We start from the raw sequence: 17,135 nt of genomic DNA on the forward strand, positions 1-17,135 counted from the left end.
TGCGGCATGGACATCACAGCGCCAACGCTCGTCCATGACCACGAAGACAACCATAGACCAAGGTCAGAATTACCAAGGAAAATCAAATGTATGTAAAATCAATTAGACAACACAATAATTGTGTCCCCGAATTGGCGAATTGCCGAATTGAATGGGCTTTGGAAATGCCGCGCGCGAGCGCTTACTTGCCGAGCTTCTCGATCTTGTCGTTGAGCCGGCCGAGCTCGGCCTTGAGCGCGGCGATCTCATCATCCTTGCTCGCCGCCGTTGCGGTAAACGTGGCCTCGCCCGGCTTCGCGCCGGGCTTGAACGCCTGCGCCGCTGCCTCGAACATCGCCATGTTGCGCTTGGCGAGTTCGGCAAAGGGGGTGTTGGCGAAGGGCGAGCTGGCGAACGCGCCCTCGACTGCCGACTTGAACTGCTCCTGATTGCGACGAAAACTGTCCATCGACGCGTCGAGATAGCCCGGCACCATCGCCTGCATCGAATCGCCGTACATCGAGATCAGCTGGCGCAGGAAATTGACCGGAAGCATCGTCTGGCCGCGCGATTCCTCCTCCATGATGATCTGGGTGAGAATGTTATGGGTAATATCTTCTTCGGTCTTGGCATCGACGACCTTGAAGTCGCGGCCCTCGCGCGTCATCGCGGCGAGATGGTCGAGCGTGATGTAAGACGAGGTTTCGGTGTTGTAGAGCCGGCGATTGGCGTACTTCTTGATCGTCACCGGGCCTTCGCCCGCATTATGCTTCTTCATAGAGAAGGCCTCCGCCCGAGCCGTGTTTGATCTGCATCTAACACCAAGCGATACCGCACCGCAACACGGGCCACGGCCGTTGCCGCTGTTTCTCGACATGTTGCGCAGCGAAACCGCAACATCGCCCGAGCGCCGCGCCGCCGCGCTTGCCGGCCTTGCCACCTTCCAGCAGGCACCACGCGCGCCGCGCGGTCGACTGGCACCCGCGCGTTATCGCAAGGGCTGCGCACGACTGCGCGATTATGGGCGGCGCGATGACGGCGGTCGGCCGGTCATCCTCGTGCCGTCGCTGATCAACCCGCCCTTCATCCTCGACCTCGCGCCCGAGGTTTCCCTCGTTAAGTGGCTCGCGACGCAGGGGGTTCGTCCGTTTCTGCTCGACTGGGGAAGCCCGCTGCCGGCGGATCGCGAGCTGGACATCACCGCGCATGTCGCTCGCCGCCTGCTGCCGCTGATCGCCAAATTCGATCAGCCGCCGATCCTGATCGGCTATTGCCTCGGCGGAACGATGGCGCTCGCCGCCGCCTGCGCGGCGCGCGTCGCAGGTGTCGCGCTGATCGCCGCGCCATGGCATTTTGGCGGCTTCGGCGACGCGGCGCGCACGGCGATCGCCGAGTTATGGCGCACCGCACAACCAACCTGCGAAAAGCTCGGGCTGGTGCCGATGGAAGTGCTGCAGGCCGGCTTCTGGCGACTCGACCCGGCCAAGACGATCGCCAAATATGAGGCGTTCGGCCGCATGGCGCCCGACAGCCCCGCCGCCGCGTCGTTCGTTGCGCTCGAGGACTGGGCCAATGCCGGCGCCCCCCTGCCCTATGCCGCAGGCCGCCAGCTGTTCGAGGATTTCGTCGGCGCGGACCTGACCGGACGTGGCGCATGGCGCGTCGCCGGTACGCTTGTGACGCCGCAGGCACTGTCTTGCCCCGCGATTGAATTCGTCTCGCTCAACGACCGCATCGTCCCAGCCGCGAGCGCTGCCGACCTGCCCGATCGCCACGATCTCGGCGCCGGACATGTCGGCATGATCGTCGGGCGCGGCGCGCGCAGCCAGTTATGGAATCCATTGATGGACTGGCTAACCGCGCTCCCGATCCCTAGATAGTGCACCGCAACATTCATCCGGAGCCGAGCCATGCAGGACATCGTCATCACCGCCGCAAAGCGCACGCCGGTCGGCAGTTTTCTCGGCGCCTTCGCCTCGACGCCGGCGCATGAACTCGGCCGGATCGCGATCGAAGCGGCGCTCGCCCAGGCCGGCGTGACGGGCGAGGACGTGTCCGAGGTGATCCTCGGACAGGTGCTGACCGCGGGCCAGGGCCAGAACCCGGCGCGCCAGGCGTCGATGGCGGCCGGCGTGCCCAAGGAGATCCCTGCCTGGGGCGTCAACCAGGTTTGCGGCTCGGGCCTGCGCGCGGTCGCGCTGGCAGCGCAGGCGGTGGCGACGGGCGACGCGCGGATCGTTGTCGCCGGCGGGCAGGAATCGATGTCGATGAGTATGCACGCGCAGAATCTTCGTGGCGGCACCAAGATGGGCAATCTCAGCCTGGTCGATACGATGATCAGCGACGGCCTGACCGACGTGTTCAACAATTATCATATGGGCATCACCGCCGAAAACGTTGCCGAGCAATATCAGATCACGCGCGAGATGCAGGACGTGTTCGCGGTGCGCTCGCAGAACCTCGCCGAAGCGGCACGTAGCGCCGGGCGTTTCAAGGACGAGATCGCGGCGGTAACGATCAAGGGCCGCAAGGGCGATGTGACAGTCGCCGACGACGAATATATCCGCGCCGGCGCGACGCTCGACGGCGTATCGGGCCTGCGTCCCGCCTTCAAGAAGGACGGCACCGTCACCGCCGCCAACGCCTCGGGCCTCAATGATGGCGCCGCCGCGCTGGTGGTGATGAGCCGCGCCGAGGCCGAAAAGCGCGGCAGCCCGATCCTCGCGCGCATCGCCAGCTGGGCCTCGGCCGGGGTCGACCCGTCGATCATGGGCATCGGCCCGGTGCCGGCAACGCGACGCGCGCTCGAAAAGGCCGGCTGGAGCATCGCCGACCTCGACCTGATCGAGGCGAACGAGGCGTTCGCGGCGCAGGCGCTGTCGGTCGGCAAGGAGCTCGGCTGGGATGCCGACCGCGTCAACGTCAATGGCGGCGCGATCGCCATCGGCCACCCGATCGGCGCCAGCGGCGCACGCGTGCTGACGACATTGCTCTACGAAATGGCCCGGCGCGACGCGAAAAAGGGGCTGGCGACCCTGTGCATCGGCGGCGGCATGGGGATCGCGCTGTGTGTCGAGCGGTGAGGTTCGCCGCACAGTGTCTTTGGATTCGCGGCGAACTGTCATAACGTTGCAATAGTGCAACACCGTTGAAGTGAATCCTAAAAGTCTGGTCATCTGACGTTCATCGCCGCCTTGCGCGCGGCCGTTGAATCGGCCTTTATGTGCACCAATCGGACATTCCCGTCCGAAAGGGGCACATCAATGACTATAAAGCGGCTTCTGGGCGCCACCGCGCTCGTCGGCGTGCTCGCCGGCCTTCCTTCGATTGCAGCAGCACAGACTGCGCCAGCGACACCGCCTGCGCCTGCTACGGCAGATACCACCGATAGCGACGCAGACGCCGGCAAGGACGTCGTCGTTACGGGTTCGCGCATCGCGCGGCCTAACGACAGCTCGACCGTTCCGGTGACCACCGTATCCGCGGCAGAACTGACCTCGCACGCCAAGCTTTCGATCGGCGACGTGCTCAACGATCTCCCGGCACTGCAGAGCACCTTCAGCCAGTCGAACTCGACTCGCTTCCTCGGCACGGCGGGCCTCAACCTGCTCGACCTTCGCGGCCTCGGCACGCAGCGCACGCTGGTGCTCGTCAACGGCCGTCGTCATGTCGGCGCCGACATCCTGAACAACGCGGTTTCGCCTGACGTCAACACCTTCCCGACTGATCTTATCGAGCGCGTCGACGTCGTCACCGGCGGCGATTCGGCGGTTTACGGCTCGGACGCGCTGGCAGGCGTCGTCAACTTCGTCCTCAAGGACCACTTCCAGGGCCTGCAGTTCCACGCCCAGGGTGGCGTCAGCAGCCGCGCCGATGCCGGCACCTATTATGCGAGCGTTCTTGCCGGCAAGAACTTCGCCGATGGCCGCGGCAATATCGCGATCGATCTGGAATATGCGCGCCAGAACAGCCTTTACGCTGCGGATCGCGATTATCTTGCGCGCAACGATACGTTCCTGACGGTGCAGAGCGACGCGTCGGGCCTGACCACGGGCTTCACGACGCCAAACAACAATGGCCAGCCCGACGCGGTGTTCTACCGTGACGTCCGCGTTGCGACATTCTCCGACGGCGGCCTGATCTCGTTCAACAGCCCGACTGGAGCGTGCGGCACGGGCGGTCCGACGCCAACCGCCCCACTTGGCCAGCGTTTCTCGTGCACCTATCTGTTCCAGCCCGATGGTTCGCTGGTTCAGGAAACCGGTACCCGGGTCGGCTTGGGTTCGAACAGTGCTACGCCGACCGGTTCCTATATCGGCGGCAATGGTAACACGCGTCGCAACGGCACGCTCCTGCAGATCCTCCCGCAGCAGGACCGCTATTCGGCGAACCTGATCGGCCATTTCGACATCTCAGATGCATTGGTACCTTTCGTCGAAGCGAAATATGTTCGCACCGACACCTTTGGTCAGGGCGGTTCTGGCCCGGCGTTCTTCACCGGTTCGACCATCGACGGCTTCTACGAGCGTCCTCGCCTGGACAACCCGTACCTGTCTGCTCAGGCTCGCTCGGTGATCACGGCGCAGTTGATCGCGGGCGGTACCAACCCTGCGAGCATTACCGACGCAACCCGGTTCACCCTTCGCAAGAATCTGACCGATCTGGGTACCCGCTCTGAGCAATCGAAGCGCGAAACGTTCCGGATCGTCGGCGGCCTCCGCGGCACCTTCAATGACGACTGGAAGTACGAACTCTCGGCGAACTATGGTCAGTTCAATGAGAAGACCCGCGTGCTCGGCAACGTGAACGTGCAGCGCGAACTGCTCGCGCTCGACGCCGTGAAGAATTCTTCTGGTCAGATTGTCTGCGGTTCACAGATTGATGCGACCCGTGCATATGACGACTTCGGCGGCAACGCCGCGAATTTGGCTGCCGATATCGCTGCCTGTAAGCCGCTGAACCCCTTTGGCGTCGGCAGCATTTCCCAGGCCGCGAAGGATTACGTCCTTCAAAACACGGTCTCGACGGGCAAGATCACCCAGCTTGACCTGACCGGCTTCGTCTCGGGCAACAGCAGCAAGTTCTTCAGCCTGCCGGGTGGCCCGGTCGGCTTTGCTCTCGGTGCCGAATATCGTCGTGAAACGGCCTTCTTCCAGGAAGACCCGCTGGTCGAGAAGGGTTACACCTTCTACAACGCGATCTCCAAGTTTGCGCCGCCGGCCTTCGTCGTGAAGGAAGCTTTCGCCGAGCTTCGTCTGCCGATCCTGAAGGATCAGTTCATTCATGAACTGACCGTTTCGGGCGCCGGCCGTGTCTCCGACTATAACGGCTCGGCCGGCACGGTGTACACCTACAACGCCGGTGTCGATTTCGCGCCGATCCCGGATATCCGCTTCCGTGCCAACTACTCGCGCGCTATCCGCGCACCGAACCTCTCGGATCTCTATTCGCCGCAGTCGCAGAACTTTGCGCCAGGCTTTTCCGATCCGTGCTCGGCGCGCAATATTGCGGGCGGCACACAGTATCGTGCGGCGAACTGCGCCGCGGCAGGCATTCCGACGACCTATGACTTCGTCTATGCCCAGTCGCTGCAGATCCTCAGCGGCGGCAACCCGTCGCTCAAGGTCGAAAAGTCCGACTCCTATACCTATGGCGTCGTACTTCAGCCGCGCTTCGTCCCCGGCCTGAGTCTGTCGGTCGACTATTACAACATCAAGGTGAACAACGTTATCACGGCGCCGAGCGCGCAGGGTATCGTCAACAGCTGCTATGACTCGCCGACCACCAACAATCAGTTCTGCGCGCTGTTCAAGCGCAACCTTGCGGCCGCAATAGGGCCGAAGCAGGAAGTTCAGTACCAGATTTTTGAGGGAAGCCTGCAGCAGACCTTGCTCAACTACGCTAAGCTGCAAGTTCGCGGTATCGACGTCGACCTTTCCTATCAGCACCGCTTTGGCGGGACGAAGCTGAGCACGCATCTGATCTATACGCATCAGCTGCAGAAGGACTCGTTCCTCGATCCGACCCAGCCAGGCTTTGCCGACACGACCGTCGGTGAACTCGGCAGCCCGCGGGATTCGTTCAACTGGAACATCAATGCCGATTTCGGCCGGGTGTTCGTCGACTATCAGCTTCGCTACCTGTCGAAGATGTCGGTTGGGGCGATCGAGAACCACATCACGTTCCAGGGCCGTCCCCCGCAGAACGCCGATGATTTCGACATCCCCTACTATCCCGAAGTCGTCTACATGGACGTGCGGTTCGGCATCAATCTCGCCAAGGGGTCGAACTTCTACTTCGGTATCGACAACCTGACCGACCGGTTGCCGCCGCTCGGCGCGACCGCGACTGGTGCAGGTTCGGCGATTTACGACCCGATCGGTCGTCGGTTCTACGCGGGTGTTACCGCGAAGTTCTGAACGCTTCTTGCGTAACTTTTCCGGGGCGGCGATTTTCGCCGCCCCTTTTTTTTGTTAACATCATTCATGACGACTTTCGATCTGGCGGCACAAAGCGACTCACTCTTCGCCGCAAACCGACCGGCCGAAGCATTTGCGCTGATTGGCCGCCACGCGGCGAGCGGTGACGCCGCCGCGCTCTATTTGCAGGCGCTCCACGTAATGAGCGGCGACTTCGTCCAACGCGACGTTGCCCGAGCGCGCGACATCCTGCATCGCGCCGTTGTCGCCGGGCATCCAGACGCCCTCATGCTGGAAATCGCCCTCACCGCAAATGGGTCGGGCGCACCCGCCGACTGGCAGGCAGCGCGACGGCTGCTCGATCAGGCGACAGACCGCATTCCGGCGGCACGGGAGCAACTCGCCCTGCTCAACGCGATGGCGATAGACGACGAAGGCCGACCGCTCAGCTTGCCTGCAGCCGAGATGTTGAGCGACGCGCCCGATGTGCGCCGTTTCAGAAACCTGTTGTCTCCCGAAGAATGCGCCCATCTGGCGATGGCCGCGCGCGACATGCTCGCGCCGGCAACCGTGGTCGATCCACGAACCGGGCGAATGATCGTCCACCCCATCAGGACGTCCGACGGCGCCGTGATCGGGCCGGGGCGCGAGAATCTCGTGATACGGGCGATCAACCAACGTCTTGCGGTGATCAGCGACACGCTGGTGACGCAGGGTGAGCCGCTGTCGATATTACGCTATTCCCCGGGCCAGGAGTACCGGCCGCATCTGGATTGGATCGGCGACGCAAAAAACCAGCGGACCAAGACGGTGATCGTCTACCTGAACCACGGCTACAAAGGCGGCGAGACACGCTTCATTTCGGCCAGCCTCACGGTTGAGCCGCAAGGCGGCGACGCCATTCTGTTTTCGAACATTTTGCCGGATGGATCGGTCGATCGTCGTTCCGATCATGCGGGGTTGCCCGTGCGGCAAGGCGCAAAGTGGATTGCGACGCGCTGGATTCGCGAACGCGCGCACGATCCGTGGCATGACCGCTGACCAGTCTCTGAACCGAGCGAAATCGTCGCCGGGGCTGCAAGATCAGCCGACCGGGTATCGCGCGCGGCGCGGTTCAGGCCGGGTCTGACTTCGGTCTGTTTTGCGCCTCTTGTGACGACCGGTGGGGCTTTAAGGGCCCCCTTGCCGAAGGTTGAAGGACTCTACGTCTCCCCAGGTCAAATCCGGAGCCTGTTTCGGGCGGGGACGCTGGCGCCGTGCCGGCAGTCGCGCGAAATGCCTCGACAAACCCCTACGTTCGACGCGCCGCACGCTTCGCCGCCTCTATCGTCGGCCGGTCGAAAGCCTGATCGCGAAAGGCGCCGTTGCGATCCACCCAGTGGAGGAAAATGTGCGCGGACCAGCTGTTGGGGTTCGCGTTCAACCGTCCGTGCCGGTGATGAACGCCTTTATACAACACGCCGTCGCCTGGCCGCATTGCCATAGTTTCATAGGGACTCTCACCAAAGTCATCGCTGATCGGTTGCGGCGTCTCGCTTCGCTGGGTCGCAACCGAAAGTGGCCATGGCCGATCCTCAGCATAGGCGATAGTCAGCGACAGGCTGTGCTCGCAGGCCGCGCGATCGGCATGGACCCGGCAGATATCGTCGCGCTGATAGAGGCGAAAATAAGCATAGGTCGGCAACAGGTCGCACCCGGTTTCAAGGGAAATCCGCGGCGTCAGGCCCCACAGGAACGCCAGCATAGGCGGATACTGATAGGCATAAATTTCGATCGCCGGGCGGCGAAGCAGCGGGCCCTGCGCCGTAAATGCCTGCATCGAACGCCCGCCTGACTGGATATCGGACTGCATCTGTCCGTAAAAGGCCTGTAATACCTCCACGGGAAACAGGCCGGCGAGCATCAGTGAGCCATTGGTCGCATAGGTGTTTGAAGGCGTCACGATGCTGATTCCATGGCAGGGCTACAGACCACGCTAGCCAAATTGCGCGACCAAAGGAAAGGTAATAGTCGGACGTCGCGCCATCGACGGGATGCTTTTACCGACAATATAGCGCCAGCGGGCATCTGGAGCCGGCCGATCGCGCATCTTCAGCAGGCGGGCCGGATTTGACCGGGCAAAGGCCGCCATTCCTCGCAATCATATATCGTCGGCACGCATGCTTCGGCAACGCCGTTCGCAAGCCCCGGGCGGCGTATCGGTTCCGTCGCTTGCCTCTTGGCGTGGAAACCCTATCGTGGCGCCGAATTTTGGGGGCATGATATGGCAATCGACGACGCAGCGGAACGGACCTTGTCCGAGCCGGCGCTGCAGGACATCCGCCTGATCATCACCGCCTCGTCGCTCGGCACGATCTTCGAATGGTACGATTTCTTCATCTACGGCACGCTGGTCGCCTCGGGCATCATCGGGCGTGTGTTCTTTCCCGCCGGTAACGAGCTGGCGCAGACGCTCGCCGCCTGGGCGGTGTTCGCGGTCGGTTTCGGTTTCCGCCCGCTCGGCGCGGTGCTGTTCGGTTATCTCGGCGACCGGCTGGGGCGCAAATACACCTTCCTCGTCACCATCACGCTGATGGGCATCGCCACCGCCGGGGTCGGCGTGATCCCGTCGGCGGCATCGATCGGCCTCGTAGCGCCCTTCCTGGTCATCACGCTGCGCATCCTGCAGGGGCTGGCGCTGGGCGGCGAATATGGCGGGGCGGCAATCTATGTCGCCGAGCATTCGCCGCGCGGCAAGAGCGGCTTCTACACCAGCTTCATCCAGGCCAGCGTCGCGGGCGGGTTCATTCTCAGCCTCGTCGTCGTCCTGCTGACAAAATTCGTGCTGCCCAAGGCGGTGTGGGACGCATGGGGCTGGCGCTTCCCCTTCCTCTTCTCGCTGCTGCTGCTCGCCGTGTCGCTGTGGATGCGCCTCAAGCTGTCGGAAAGCCCGGTGTTCAAGGCGATGAAGGCGGCGGGCGAGACGGCGAAGAACCCGTTCATCGAGTGCTTCACCTATCAGGGCAACCTCAAGCGCCTGTTCGTCGCGCTGTTCGGCATCGCCGCCGGCCTGACCGTCATCTGGTACACCGCGATGTTCACCGTGCTGTCCTTCCTCCAGACGACGATGCGCGTACAGGAAACCACCGCGCAGCTGATCGTCGGCGCCGGCGCGCTGATGGGGCTGGGTTTCTTCGTGCTGTTCGGCAAGCTCTCCGACAGTGTCGGCCGCAAGACCCCGATCGTCCTCGGCTATGCCATGACGCTCGCGCTGCTCTTCCCGCTCTTCTGGATAATGGGCGGCGCGGCCAATCCCGGGCTGGCCCATGCCGCCAAACGGGCACCGGTCGTCGTGTCGGGCCCCGATTGCACCTATGATCCGTTCGTCGCCAAACAGACCAGCGAGTGCGGCCACCTGCTTGACTACTTCTCCAAAAAGGGCATCACCTACACCAAGGCGCGCACACCGGTGACGGTGATCACGATCGGCCAGGTGCCGGTCGCCGACATGAGCGACGCCGGCCTCGATGCCGCCCTCGCCCGTGCCGGCTACAAGCTCGACAAGGTCATCCCGACGCCCGGCAACATCCTGCTGATCCTGCTCGCGATCCTCGGGCTCAGCGCACTGTCGGGGATGACCTACGGCCCGGTCGCGGCGCTGCTCGCCGAGATGTTCCCGCCGCGCATCCGCTACAGCTCGATGTCGATCCCTTATCACATCGGCACGGGTTACTTCGGCGGCTTCCTGCCGGTGATCGGCCAGTACATCGTCGCCAAGACCGGCGATCCCTATGCCGGGCTATGGTACACCTTCGCCGTGGTGGCGATGGCGCTGGTGGTGACCGCCTTCGGCCTGCACGAAAGCAAGCCCGGCACGGCCAGCGCGGACTAGCGCACGCCGACCGTCGCCGCTAACCGCGGCGGATGCCCGCTCCCTTGCGCCTCCGCCTCGATGGCACCGCCCTGACCGACAACTGGCGTACGCTTGCCACCATGAGCGGACCGGCGGCGTGCGGCGCGGCAATCAAGGCCGACGGCTATGGCCTGGGCGCGAACGAGGTCGTGCGGCGACTGGCGGCGGTCGGCTGCCGCGACTTCTTCGTCGCGACCTGGGCCGAGGTCGTCGCGCTCACCCCATCCGGCATGGCGCTGTCGGTTCTGCACGGTCTCCGCGCCGACGACCTGCCGGCGGCGCTGTCCGGCGTGGCGCGGCCGGTGCTCAACACGGCGGCACAGGTCGCGCTGTGGAAGGCGGCGGGCGGCGTGGGGTGCGACGTGATGGTCGACACCGGCATGAACCGGCTCGGCGTCTCGCCCGACGAGATCGCCGCCGGGCTGCTCGACGGCCTCGCGATCGACACGCTGATGAGCCACCTCGCCTGCGCCGACGAGGACGTGGCGATGAACGCCGTGCAGCGCGTGGCCTTCGTCGCGCTCGCCGGCAAGACGGGCGCGCGGCGGATGAGCCTCGCCAACTCGGCCGGCATCGCGCTCGGCAGCGACTACGCCTTCGACCTGACGCGGCCGGGGCTCGCGCTCTACGGCGGCATCCCGCGGTCCGAGTTCGCCGGCCGCATCCGCCCGGTCGTCACCCCCGAGGCGCAGATCATCCAGCGGCGTCGCGTCGTGGCCGGCGACGTGGTCGGCTACAACGCGACATGGAGTGCCCCCGCTGCGACCGAGGTGGCGATCCTCAACATCGGCTATGCCGACGGCTATTGGCGCGGCTTCTCCAACAAGGGGGTCGCCCGGGCCCGCGGACGCGCGCTGCCGGTGATCGGCAGGGTGTCGATGGACCTGACGGCGGTCGACGTGACCGCCGCTCCGGACCTGGCCGAGGGCGACTGGGTCGCGCTCGACTATGCCCTGCCCGAGGCCTCGGCGGTCAGCGGCATGTCGCAATATGAGCTGCTGACCGGCATGGGACGCCGCTACGACCGCATCTGGTCCTGAGCGAAGGTGCGGATGATGGCGGAGAAGTCGAGCCCGCCATGGCCCGCCGCCGCGAACGCCTCATAGAGTTCGGCCGCCCGCGCCCCCATCGGCGTATCGGCACCGGCATCCTTCGCCGCGCCCATCGCCAGCCGCAGGTCCTTGAGCATCAGCGCGGTGGCGAAGCCGCCCTGATAGTCGCGATCGGCCGGGGTTTCCGGGCCGACGCCGGGGACCGGGCAATAACTCGTCATCGACCAGCTCTGGCCTGACGAGACGCTGGCGATGTCGTAGAATTTCTGCAGGTCGAGGCCGAGCTTCCCGGCCAGCGCAAAGGCCTCGCAGGTCGCGATCATCTCCGCGCCGAGCAGCATGTTGTTGCAGATCTTGGCCGCCTGCCCCGCCCCGCTGCCGCCGGCATGGATCACCGCCTTGCCCATGTCCGACAGGAACGGCTCGGCGCGAGCGAACGCCTCGGCGCTGCCGCCGACCATGAAGGTCAGCGTGCCGGCATTGGCGGCGGCAATCCCGCCCGAGACGGGCGCGTCGACCATCGTCAGCCCCTTGACGAGCGCCGCTTCGCCGACGCGCTTGGCGGTCGCGACGTCGATCGTCGAGCAATCGATCAGGATCGCCGAGGGCGGCGCGACGCCGAACACGCTGTCATTATAGACCGTCTCGACATGCGTCCCGGCAGGCAGCATCGTCACCACCGCCTCGGCGCCGTCACAGGCGGCAGCGGCGCTTTCGACCGGCAGGCAGCCCGCTGCCTCGGCCTTGTCGAGCGCTTCAGCCGACAGGTCGAAGGCGCGGACGTCATGCCCGTTCTTCGCCAGATTCGCGGCCATGCCGCCGCCCATATTGCCCAGACCGATAAATGCGACGCGTGCCATGTTTTTGATCCTTCTTGTTCTTTCCCTCTCCCCTTGTGGGAGAGGGAGGGAGCCGCGAAGCGGCGGAAGGGTGAGGGGGACTAGCCCACCCGACCCGTCCGCAACTCCCCCTCACCCTTCCCATCGCGTAGCGATGGGCCCCTTCCCTCTCCCACAAGGGGAGAGGGAGTTGATTACTTCCCCGTCCAGTTCCCCGGGCGTTTCGCGACGAAGGCGGCCATGCCTTCTTTCTGGTCGGCGGTGCCGAACAGGCCGTGGAACAGGCGGCGTTCGAACAGCACGCCCTGCGCCAGACCATTCTCAAAGGCGGCGTTGACCATCTCCTTGTTGGCCTTGACCGCGAGCGGCGCCATGCCGGCGATCACGCCTGCGACCTTCAGCGCTTCGTCGAGCAGGTCGGCGGCGGGGATAATCCGGCTGACCAGGCCGGCGCGCTCGGCCTCGACCGCGTCCATCACGCGGCCGGTGAGGCACATCTCCATCGCCTTGGCCTTGCCGACGGCGCGGGTCAGGCGCTGCGAGCCGCCCATGCCGGGCGCGACACCGAGCTTGATCTCGGGCTGGCCGAACTTCGCGGTGTCGGCGGCAAGGATGAAGTCGCACATCATCGCCAGCTCGCAGCCGCCGCCGAGCGCGAAGCCGGCGACGGCAGCGATTACGGGCTTGCGTGTCGCGGTGAAGCGTTCCCACCCGCTGAAATAGTTGGCCGCGTACATGTCGGCGAAGGACTGGTCCGCCATCTCCTTGATGTCGGCGCCGGCAGCAAAGGCCTTTTCGCTGCCGGTCAGCACCGCGCAGCCCTGGCCGGGATCGGCGTCATAGGCAGCCATCGCGGCGGTGAGCTCAGTCAGCGTCTGGTTGTTGAGCGCGTTGAGCGCCTGGGGCCGGTTGAGCGTCACGAGCGTCACCGCGCCGCGTTGCTCGACAAGCAGGGTCTCGTAGGTCGTCATCTGGTTGTTCTCCGTCATTGCGGCGTCCATGCCTCGTTATCGGGCAAAGGCGCGAAAATCTGTTCGATCACATGGTCGGTCACGCCCTCGGGCGTCGCCGGGTCCCAGCGTGGTGCATTGTCCTTGTCGACGATCACCGCGCGCACGCCTTCGAGAAAGTCGTGGCGCTGCACGACGCGGCTGCCGACGGCATATTCCTGGCGCATCTCATCGGCGAAGTTAGCCATGCCGGCACCATCATGGAGCAGGCGCAGCGACACCTTCATCGTCTGCGGCGACTTGGTGTGCAGCATTGCCAGCGTGGTCGCGGCCCAGGCGCCCGGATCGGCGGCCAGCGCGGCATAGATGGTTTCGAGCGTGTCCGCCGCGAAGAGGCGATCGATCTCGGGCTGGTGGGCGAGGATCTTCGCTTCGGGCGCCGGTACGGAAAGCGCGTCGAGCGTTGCCGCGATTACCTGCGGTGCGGCGGCGATGCGGACCTTGGCCTCATCGAGACTATCGCCCGGCAGATAATGGGTAGCGAGCCCTAGCGCGAGGCATTCGGCACCGTCGAGGCGGTGCCCGGTCAGCGCGAGATATTGCCCGATCCGCCCCGGCAGCCGCGACAGGTACCAGCCGCCGCCGACATCGGGGAACAGGCCGATGCCGGTCTCGGGCATGGCGAGGCGCGTCGCCTCGGTCGCGACGCGGAAGCGCGCCGGCTGCGATATGCCGACACCGCCGCCCATGGTAATGCCGTGCATGAAGGCAACCACTGGCTTGGCATAGGTGAACAGCCGGTGGTTCATCCGGTATTCGGTGTGAAAGAAGGCGCGTGCCTCAACCCCGTCCTTCGCGCCGCTGTCGGCGAGCATGCGGATGTCGCCGCCAGCGCAGAAACCGCGGCCCTCGGCATGGTCGATGATGACGGCCTCGACCGCCGGGTCGGCGCGCCATGCTTCGAGCGCGTCGAGGATGGCGTCGCACATCGCGGTGTTGAGCGCGTGGATCGCCGCCGGGCGGTTGAGGCGGAGGCGGCCGGCCTTGCCGTCGATCCGGGTGATGAGGTCGGTCATATGGTTCCTACTTTCCCTCTCCCCTGGACAGGGGAGAGGGTACCGGAGCTTGGCAGCTTGCTGCCTAGCGGAGGTTGGAGAGGGGTCGAAGCGAGCCTGCGGCCCGCGCGGCGCGATGCGCCGCACACCCCTCTCCCAGCTCCGACTAAGGCCGGCTGAAGAAGCCGACCTAAGTCTGCGCAACCAGTGATCGAACGCGGTCGGGTACGGAATGCCCCCGGCATTCCGTAGGTCATTCCGGGGGAATGACCGGCCCGACCGCGTTCGATCACTCCCCTAAATAGGGGCGAGGGAGAAAGGGGCGCACCCACCCTCACTGCCTTGTCAGCTCGCGACCGATGATCATGCGCATGACCTGGTTGGTGCCTTCGAGGATCGAATGGACACGCAGGTCGCGCCAGAAGCGTTCGATTGGATAGTCCATGAGATAGCCGTAACCGCCATGAAGCTGGAGCGCGCGGTCGACCACCGACGATCCGGTGTCGGTGGCGAGGCGCTTGGCCATCGCCGCGAACTTGGTCTTGTCGGGCGCGTTGGCAGTGACCTTGGCGGCGGCGGCGTAGAGCAGGATGCGCGCGGCCTCGAGCTCGGTCGCCATGTCGGCGAGGGTGAACTGGGTGTTCTGGAAATCGGCTATCGCGGTGCCGAACTGCTTGCGGTCCCTGGTATAAGCGAGCGTCTCGTCGATGCAGCGCTGTGCGCCGCCGAGCGAACAGGCGCCGATGTTGAGGCGGCCGCCGTCAAGGCCCATCATCGCGATGCGGAAGCCCTCCCCCTCGCCGCCGACGAGATTCTCGGCAGGCACGCGCACGCCGTCGAAGATCACCTGGCGGGTCGGCTGGGCGTGCCAGCCAAGCTTGCGCTCATTGGCGCCGAAGCTGACGCCGGGCATGTCCTTCTCGATCACGAGGCACGAAATGCCCTTCGGCCCCTCCACCCCGGTGCGGACCATGGTGACATAGACCTCGTTCTCACCGGCGCCGGAGATGAACTGTTTCGAGCCGGTGACGATATAATGGTCGCCATCGCGGACCGCCTTGGTCTTCAGCGCGGCGGCGTCCGACCCGGAACCCGGCTCGGTCAGGCAGTAGCTGGCGATGCGCTCCATCGTCACGAGATCGGGGAGATACTTGTCCTTCACCGTCTGCGACCCGAAGCGGTCGATCATCCACGACGCCATATTGTGGATCGAGATGAAGGCAGAGGTGGCGGGGCAGCCATAAGCCATTGCTTCCATGATCAGCGCCGCCTCGAGCCGGCCGAGATTGATCCCGCCGCTCTCTTCCGAGACGTAGATCGCCGCGAAGCCGAGTTCGGCAGCGGCCTTGATCGTGTCGCGCGGGAAGATGTGCTTCTCGTCCCATTCGGCGGCGAAGGGCGTGATGCGATCGGCGGTGAACTTGCGCGCCAGATCCTGGATTTCGCGCTGATCGTCGGTGAGGTCGAACTGGGTGGTCATGCTGGGGTCCCTGAGCGGAGAAGTTCGCCGCAGCCTAGCGGCGCGGACGGAGTCGGGCGATGGCTGGCGCCATAGCGCGCGGCACAGCGGTTGTGCTGCGCGGCCAGTGGGGTCGGTGACGCGGCCGGAGCAGGCGCGGCACCGGCATGCAGGACGCGGTCGGCAAACAGCCGGTCGGCGACAGGCATGTCGTTGCGGTCGTAATAGATCGGGCCGGGGACATGTTTCGCCCAGGCCAGCGCCTCGGGCAGTGTCGCGTTGGCCGCGACCAGCTCGGGCCAGGGTTGATAGACCGGATCGGCCATCGCCTGGTCGGCGGTGATGATTTCCCACCCGTCGTTGCGCAGCGCGGTCACCAGATCGCCGATATAGCGCGCGGCAAGGTCGGTTTCGTGGAGCAGCATGACGTGTGGCGGCGAGCGACCGATCGCGCGGCGCATGACCTTGTCGGAAAGGTTGGCGGCCTGGACCATCGTCTCGACGTAAAGGTCGCGCAACGCCGCCTCGTCGATCGGCTTACCGGCCTTTTTCGCGTCGGCGGTCAGCCGCTCCATGTTCCAGTCCGAACCGTCGGCGGTGACCCAGGCGATCTGCAGCCCCCGCGCCCTGAGCCCGTCGAGCACGGCGTGGCGCTTCGCGACATCGCGGCCACCCTGGTTGAGCCCGGGAAAGCGCAGCCATGGGCGATAACCCGGTCGTCCCTTGAGCCAGCCTTCCGCCTTGTCGACATCGGCGAGGAAATCGGCCGCCGACAGCGAGGCCACGGTGCGGTGCGAGAAGGTGTGATCGGCGATGACGTGCCCCGCGGCGACATAGGCGTCGATCCGTGCGGCGCCATCGTTGGTCGGCGCAATGCGACCCGGATTGGCGAAAAACGCCGCCTGCTTCACGTCGGCCGCGCGCAATGCCGCGATCAGCAACCGCGTGCGCTCCGGCGGGGCGTAGAAGGCACCGGGGCCGCGCGGCACGTCGTCGAAGGTCAGCGCGATCTTCTTCTCGCGGTGCGTCGGCCCGCGCGAGTCGCGACCGAAGGGATCGACCGCGATCCAGGTCAGCCCCGCCGCCAGCGCGAGGATGAGAAAGGCGCGGAGCCGGCTCATGCCGAGGGACTCGCACCGGAGCCGGAAAAAGCCATCAGTCTGATCCATCCAATCGGCCGAAACGGCGATGGGTTAAGCCCTAGCCGTTCGGTCAGCCTTTTGGGAGCGTCGCAATGCAAAAAGCCTTTTTGGTCCTCGTCGTTGCGCTGCTCGGCGGCTGCGCAGCGGACGATCTCAATACGCTGGCGGTCAGCGCGTGCCAGGACAGCCCGAACTGCACTGTGAGCGACACGCGGACCGCCGCTGGCCCACCGCAACAGCGCGCAATCGCGCCGGAGCGCCAGCAACGCCCGCATTGAACCGTCATGTGCTCCTGCGCAGGCAGGAGCCCGGAGCCGCAGGCGCTGCGTTCTAGACTCTGTGTTCCTG

General features: G+C 65.2%; 14 protein-coding genes. 7 read left to right on the forward strand and 7 right to left on the reverse strand.

Features of this window, described 5'->3' with window-relative positions; all coding sequences use genetic code 11:
• Positions 1-181 precede the first annotated feature (181 nt).
• A complete protein-coding gene (gene phaR / locus U1839_RS16905) occupies positions 182-757 on the reverse strand; it encodes a polyhydroxyalkanoate synthesis repressor PhaR (protein WP_332804760.1) in 576 nt (191 codons plus the stop codon).
• Between the two features lie 97 nt (positions 758-854).
• Between phaR and U1839_RS16910 the strand changes: the two genes are divergently transcribed.
• The 4 genes from U1839_RS16910 to U1839_RS16925 all read left to right on the forward strand — a co-directional run bounded on the left by U1839_RS16910 (position 855) and on the right by U1839_RS16925 (position 7,439).
• Entirely contained in the window at positions 855-1,859 is a 1,005-nt protein-coding gene (locus U1839_RS16910) for an alpha/beta fold hydrolase (protein WP_332804761.1), read from the forward strand.
• Between the two features lie 30 nt (positions 1,860-1,889).
• A complete protein-coding gene (locus tag U1839_RS16915; RefSeq protein ID WP_332804762.1) occupies positions 1,890-3,062 on the forward strand; it encodes an acetyl-CoA C-acetyltransferase in 1,173 nt (390 codons plus the stop codon).
• A gap of 180 nt (positions 3,063-3,242) precedes the next feature.
• Positions 3,243-6,398: a TonB-dependent receptor domain-containing protein gene (locus tag U1839_RS16920; protein WP_332804763.1), complete on the forward strand. Its 3,156-nt coding sequence runs from the start codon at positions 3,243-3,245 to the stop codon at positions 6,396-6,398.
• A 66-nt stretch (positions 6,399-6,464) separates the two neighbouring features.
• On the forward strand, positions 6,465-7,439 hold the full coding sequence (locus U1839_RS16925; RefSeq protein ID WP_332804764.1) for a 2OG-Fe(II) oxygenase: 975 nt from the start codon (positions 6,465-6,467) through the stop codon (positions 7,437-7,439).
• Positions 7,440-7,689: 250 nt separating this feature from the next.
• On the opposite strand, the gene U1839_RS16930 is transcribed toward U1839_RS16925, so the two are convergent.
• On the reverse strand, positions 7,690-8,301 hold the full coding sequence (locus tag U1839_RS16930; protein WP_332804765.1) for a hypothetical protein: 612 nt from the start codon (positions 8,299-8,301) through the stop codon (positions 7,690-7,692).
• Positions 8,302-8,661: 360 nt separating this feature from the next.
• Between U1839_RS16930 and U1839_RS16935 the strand changes: the two genes are divergently transcribed.
• On the forward strand, positions 8,662-10,269 hold the full coding sequence (locus tag U1839_RS16935; protein WP_332804766.1) for an MFS transporter: 1,608 nt from the start codon (positions 8,662-8,664) through the stop codon (positions 10,267-10,269).
• 32 nt (positions 10,270-10,301) lie between these two features.
• The gene (gene alr, locus U1839_RS16940) at positions 10,302-11,330 is read left to right on the forward strand and encodes an alanine racemase (protein WP_332804767.1); all 1,029 of its coding nucleotides are present in this window, start codon (positions 10,302-10,304) and stop codon (positions 11,328-11,330) included.
• On the opposite strand, the gene mmsB is transcribed toward alr, so the two are convergent.
• The 5 genes from mmsB to U1839_RS16965 all read right to left on the reverse strand — a co-directional run bounded on the left by mmsB (position 11,309) and on the right by U1839_RS16965 (position 16,766).
• A complete protein-coding gene (mmsB, locus tag U1839_RS16945; RefSeq protein WP_332804768.1) occupies positions 11,309-12,202 on the reverse strand; it encodes a 3-hydroxyisobutyrate dehydrogenase in 894 nt (297 codons plus the stop codon). The two genes, alr and mmsB, sit on opposite strands and share 22 nt — an antisense overlap.
• 173 nt (positions 12,203-12,375) lie before the next feature.
• On the reverse strand, positions 12,376-13,152 hold the full coding sequence (locus U1839_RS16950) for an enoyl-CoA hydratase (protein ID WP_332804836.1): 777 nt from the start codon (positions 13,150-13,152) through the stop codon (positions 12,376-12,378).
• Positions 13,153-13,166: 14 nt separating this feature from the next.
• Complete coding sequence (locus U1839_RS16955) at positions 13,167-14,207, reverse strand: enoyl-CoA hydratase/isomerase family protein (RefSeq protein WP_332804769.1); 1,041 nt, start codon at positions 14,205-14,207, stop codon at positions 13,167-13,169.
• A gap of 313 nt (positions 14,208-14,520) precedes the next feature.
• Positions 14,521-15,666 (reverse strand): acyl-CoA dehydrogenase family protein, encoded by a 1,146-nt coding sequence (locus tag U1839_RS16960; protein WP_332804770.1) that lies wholly within the window; start codon positions 15,664-15,666, stop codon positions 14,521-14,523.
• Positions 15,663-16,766, reverse strand: a complete 1,104-nt coding sequence (locus U1839_RS16965; RefSeq protein ID WP_332804771.1) for a polysaccharide deacetylase family protein — start codon at positions 16,764-16,766, stop codon at positions 15,663-15,665. The genes U1839_RS16960 and U1839_RS16965 overlap by 4 nt, the downstream gene beginning before the upstream one ends.
• 113 nt (positions 16,767-16,879) lie before the next feature.
• On the opposite strand from U1839_RS16965, the gene U1839_RS16970 reads away from it, so the two are divergent.
• The gene (locus U1839_RS16970; protein WP_332804772.1) at positions 16,880-17,065 is read left to right on the forward strand and encodes a hypothetical protein; all 186 of its coding nucleotides are present in this window, start codon (positions 16,880-16,882) and stop codon (positions 17,063-17,065) included.
• Positions 17,066-17,135: the final 70 nt, after the last annotated feature.

Source organism: Parasphingomonas halimpatiens (genome assembly GCF_036663795.1).
Classification (GTDB): domain Bacteria; phylum Pseudomonadota; class Alphaproteobacteria; order Sphingomonadales; family Sphingomonadaceae; genus Sphingomonas.

Bases quoted from the DNA above. Each gene is read 5' to 3' on its own strand.
- phaR (WP_332804760.1), bottom strand. From the start codon at position 757: ATGAAGAAGCATAATGCGGGCGAAGGCCCGGTGACGATCAAGAAGTAC.
- U1839_RS16910 (WP_332804761.1), top strand. From the start codon at position 855: ATGTTGCGCAGCGAAACCGCAACATCGCCCGAGCGCCGCGCCGCCGCG.
- U1839_RS16915 (WP_332804762.1), top strand. From the start codon at position 1,890: ATGCAGGACATCGTCATCACCGCCGCAAAGCGCACGCCGGTCGGCAGT.
- U1839_RS16920 (WP_332804763.1), top strand. From the start codon at position 3,243: ATGACTATAAAGCGGCTTCTGGGCGCCACCGCGCTCGTCGGCGTGCTC.
- U1839_RS16925 (WP_332804764.1), top strand. From the start codon at position 6,465: ATGACGACTTTCGATCTGGCGGCACAAAGCGACTCACTCTTCGCCGCA.
- U1839_RS16930 (WP_332804765.1), bottom strand. From the start codon at position 8,301: ATGCTCGCCGGCCTGTTTCCCGTGGAGGTATTACAGGCCTTTTACGGA.
- U1839_RS16935 (WP_332804766.1), top strand. From the start codon at position 8,662: ATGGCAATCGACGACGCAGCGGAACGGACCTTGTCCGAGCCGGCGCTG.
- alr (WP_332804767.1), top strand. From the start codon at position 10,302: ATGCCCGCTCCCTTGCGCCTCCGCCTCGATGGCACCGCCCTGACCGAC.
- mmsB (WP_332804768.1), bottom strand. From the start codon at position 12,202: ATGGCACGCGTCGCATTTATCGGTCTGGGCAATATGGGCGGCGGCATG.
- U1839_RS16950 (WP_332804836.1), bottom strand. From the start codon at position 13,152: ATGACGACCTACGAGACCCTGCTTGTCGAGCAACGCGGCGCGGTGACG.
- U1839_RS16955 (WP_332804769.1), bottom strand. From the start codon at position 14,207: ATGACCGACCTCATCACCCGGATCGACGGCAAGGCCGGCCGCCTCCGC.
- U1839_RS16960 (WP_332804770.1), bottom strand. From the start codon at position 15,666: ATGACCACCCAGTTCGACCTCACCGACGATCAGCGCGAAATCCAGGAT.
- U1839_RS16965 (WP_332804771.1), bottom strand. From the start codon at position 16,766: ATGAGCCGGCTCCGCGCCTTTCTCATCCTCGCGCTGGCGGCGGGGCTG.
- U1839_RS16970 (WP_332804772.1), top strand. From the start codon at position 16,880: ATGCAAAAAGCCTTTTTGGTCCTCGTCGTTGCGCTGCTCGGCGGCTGC.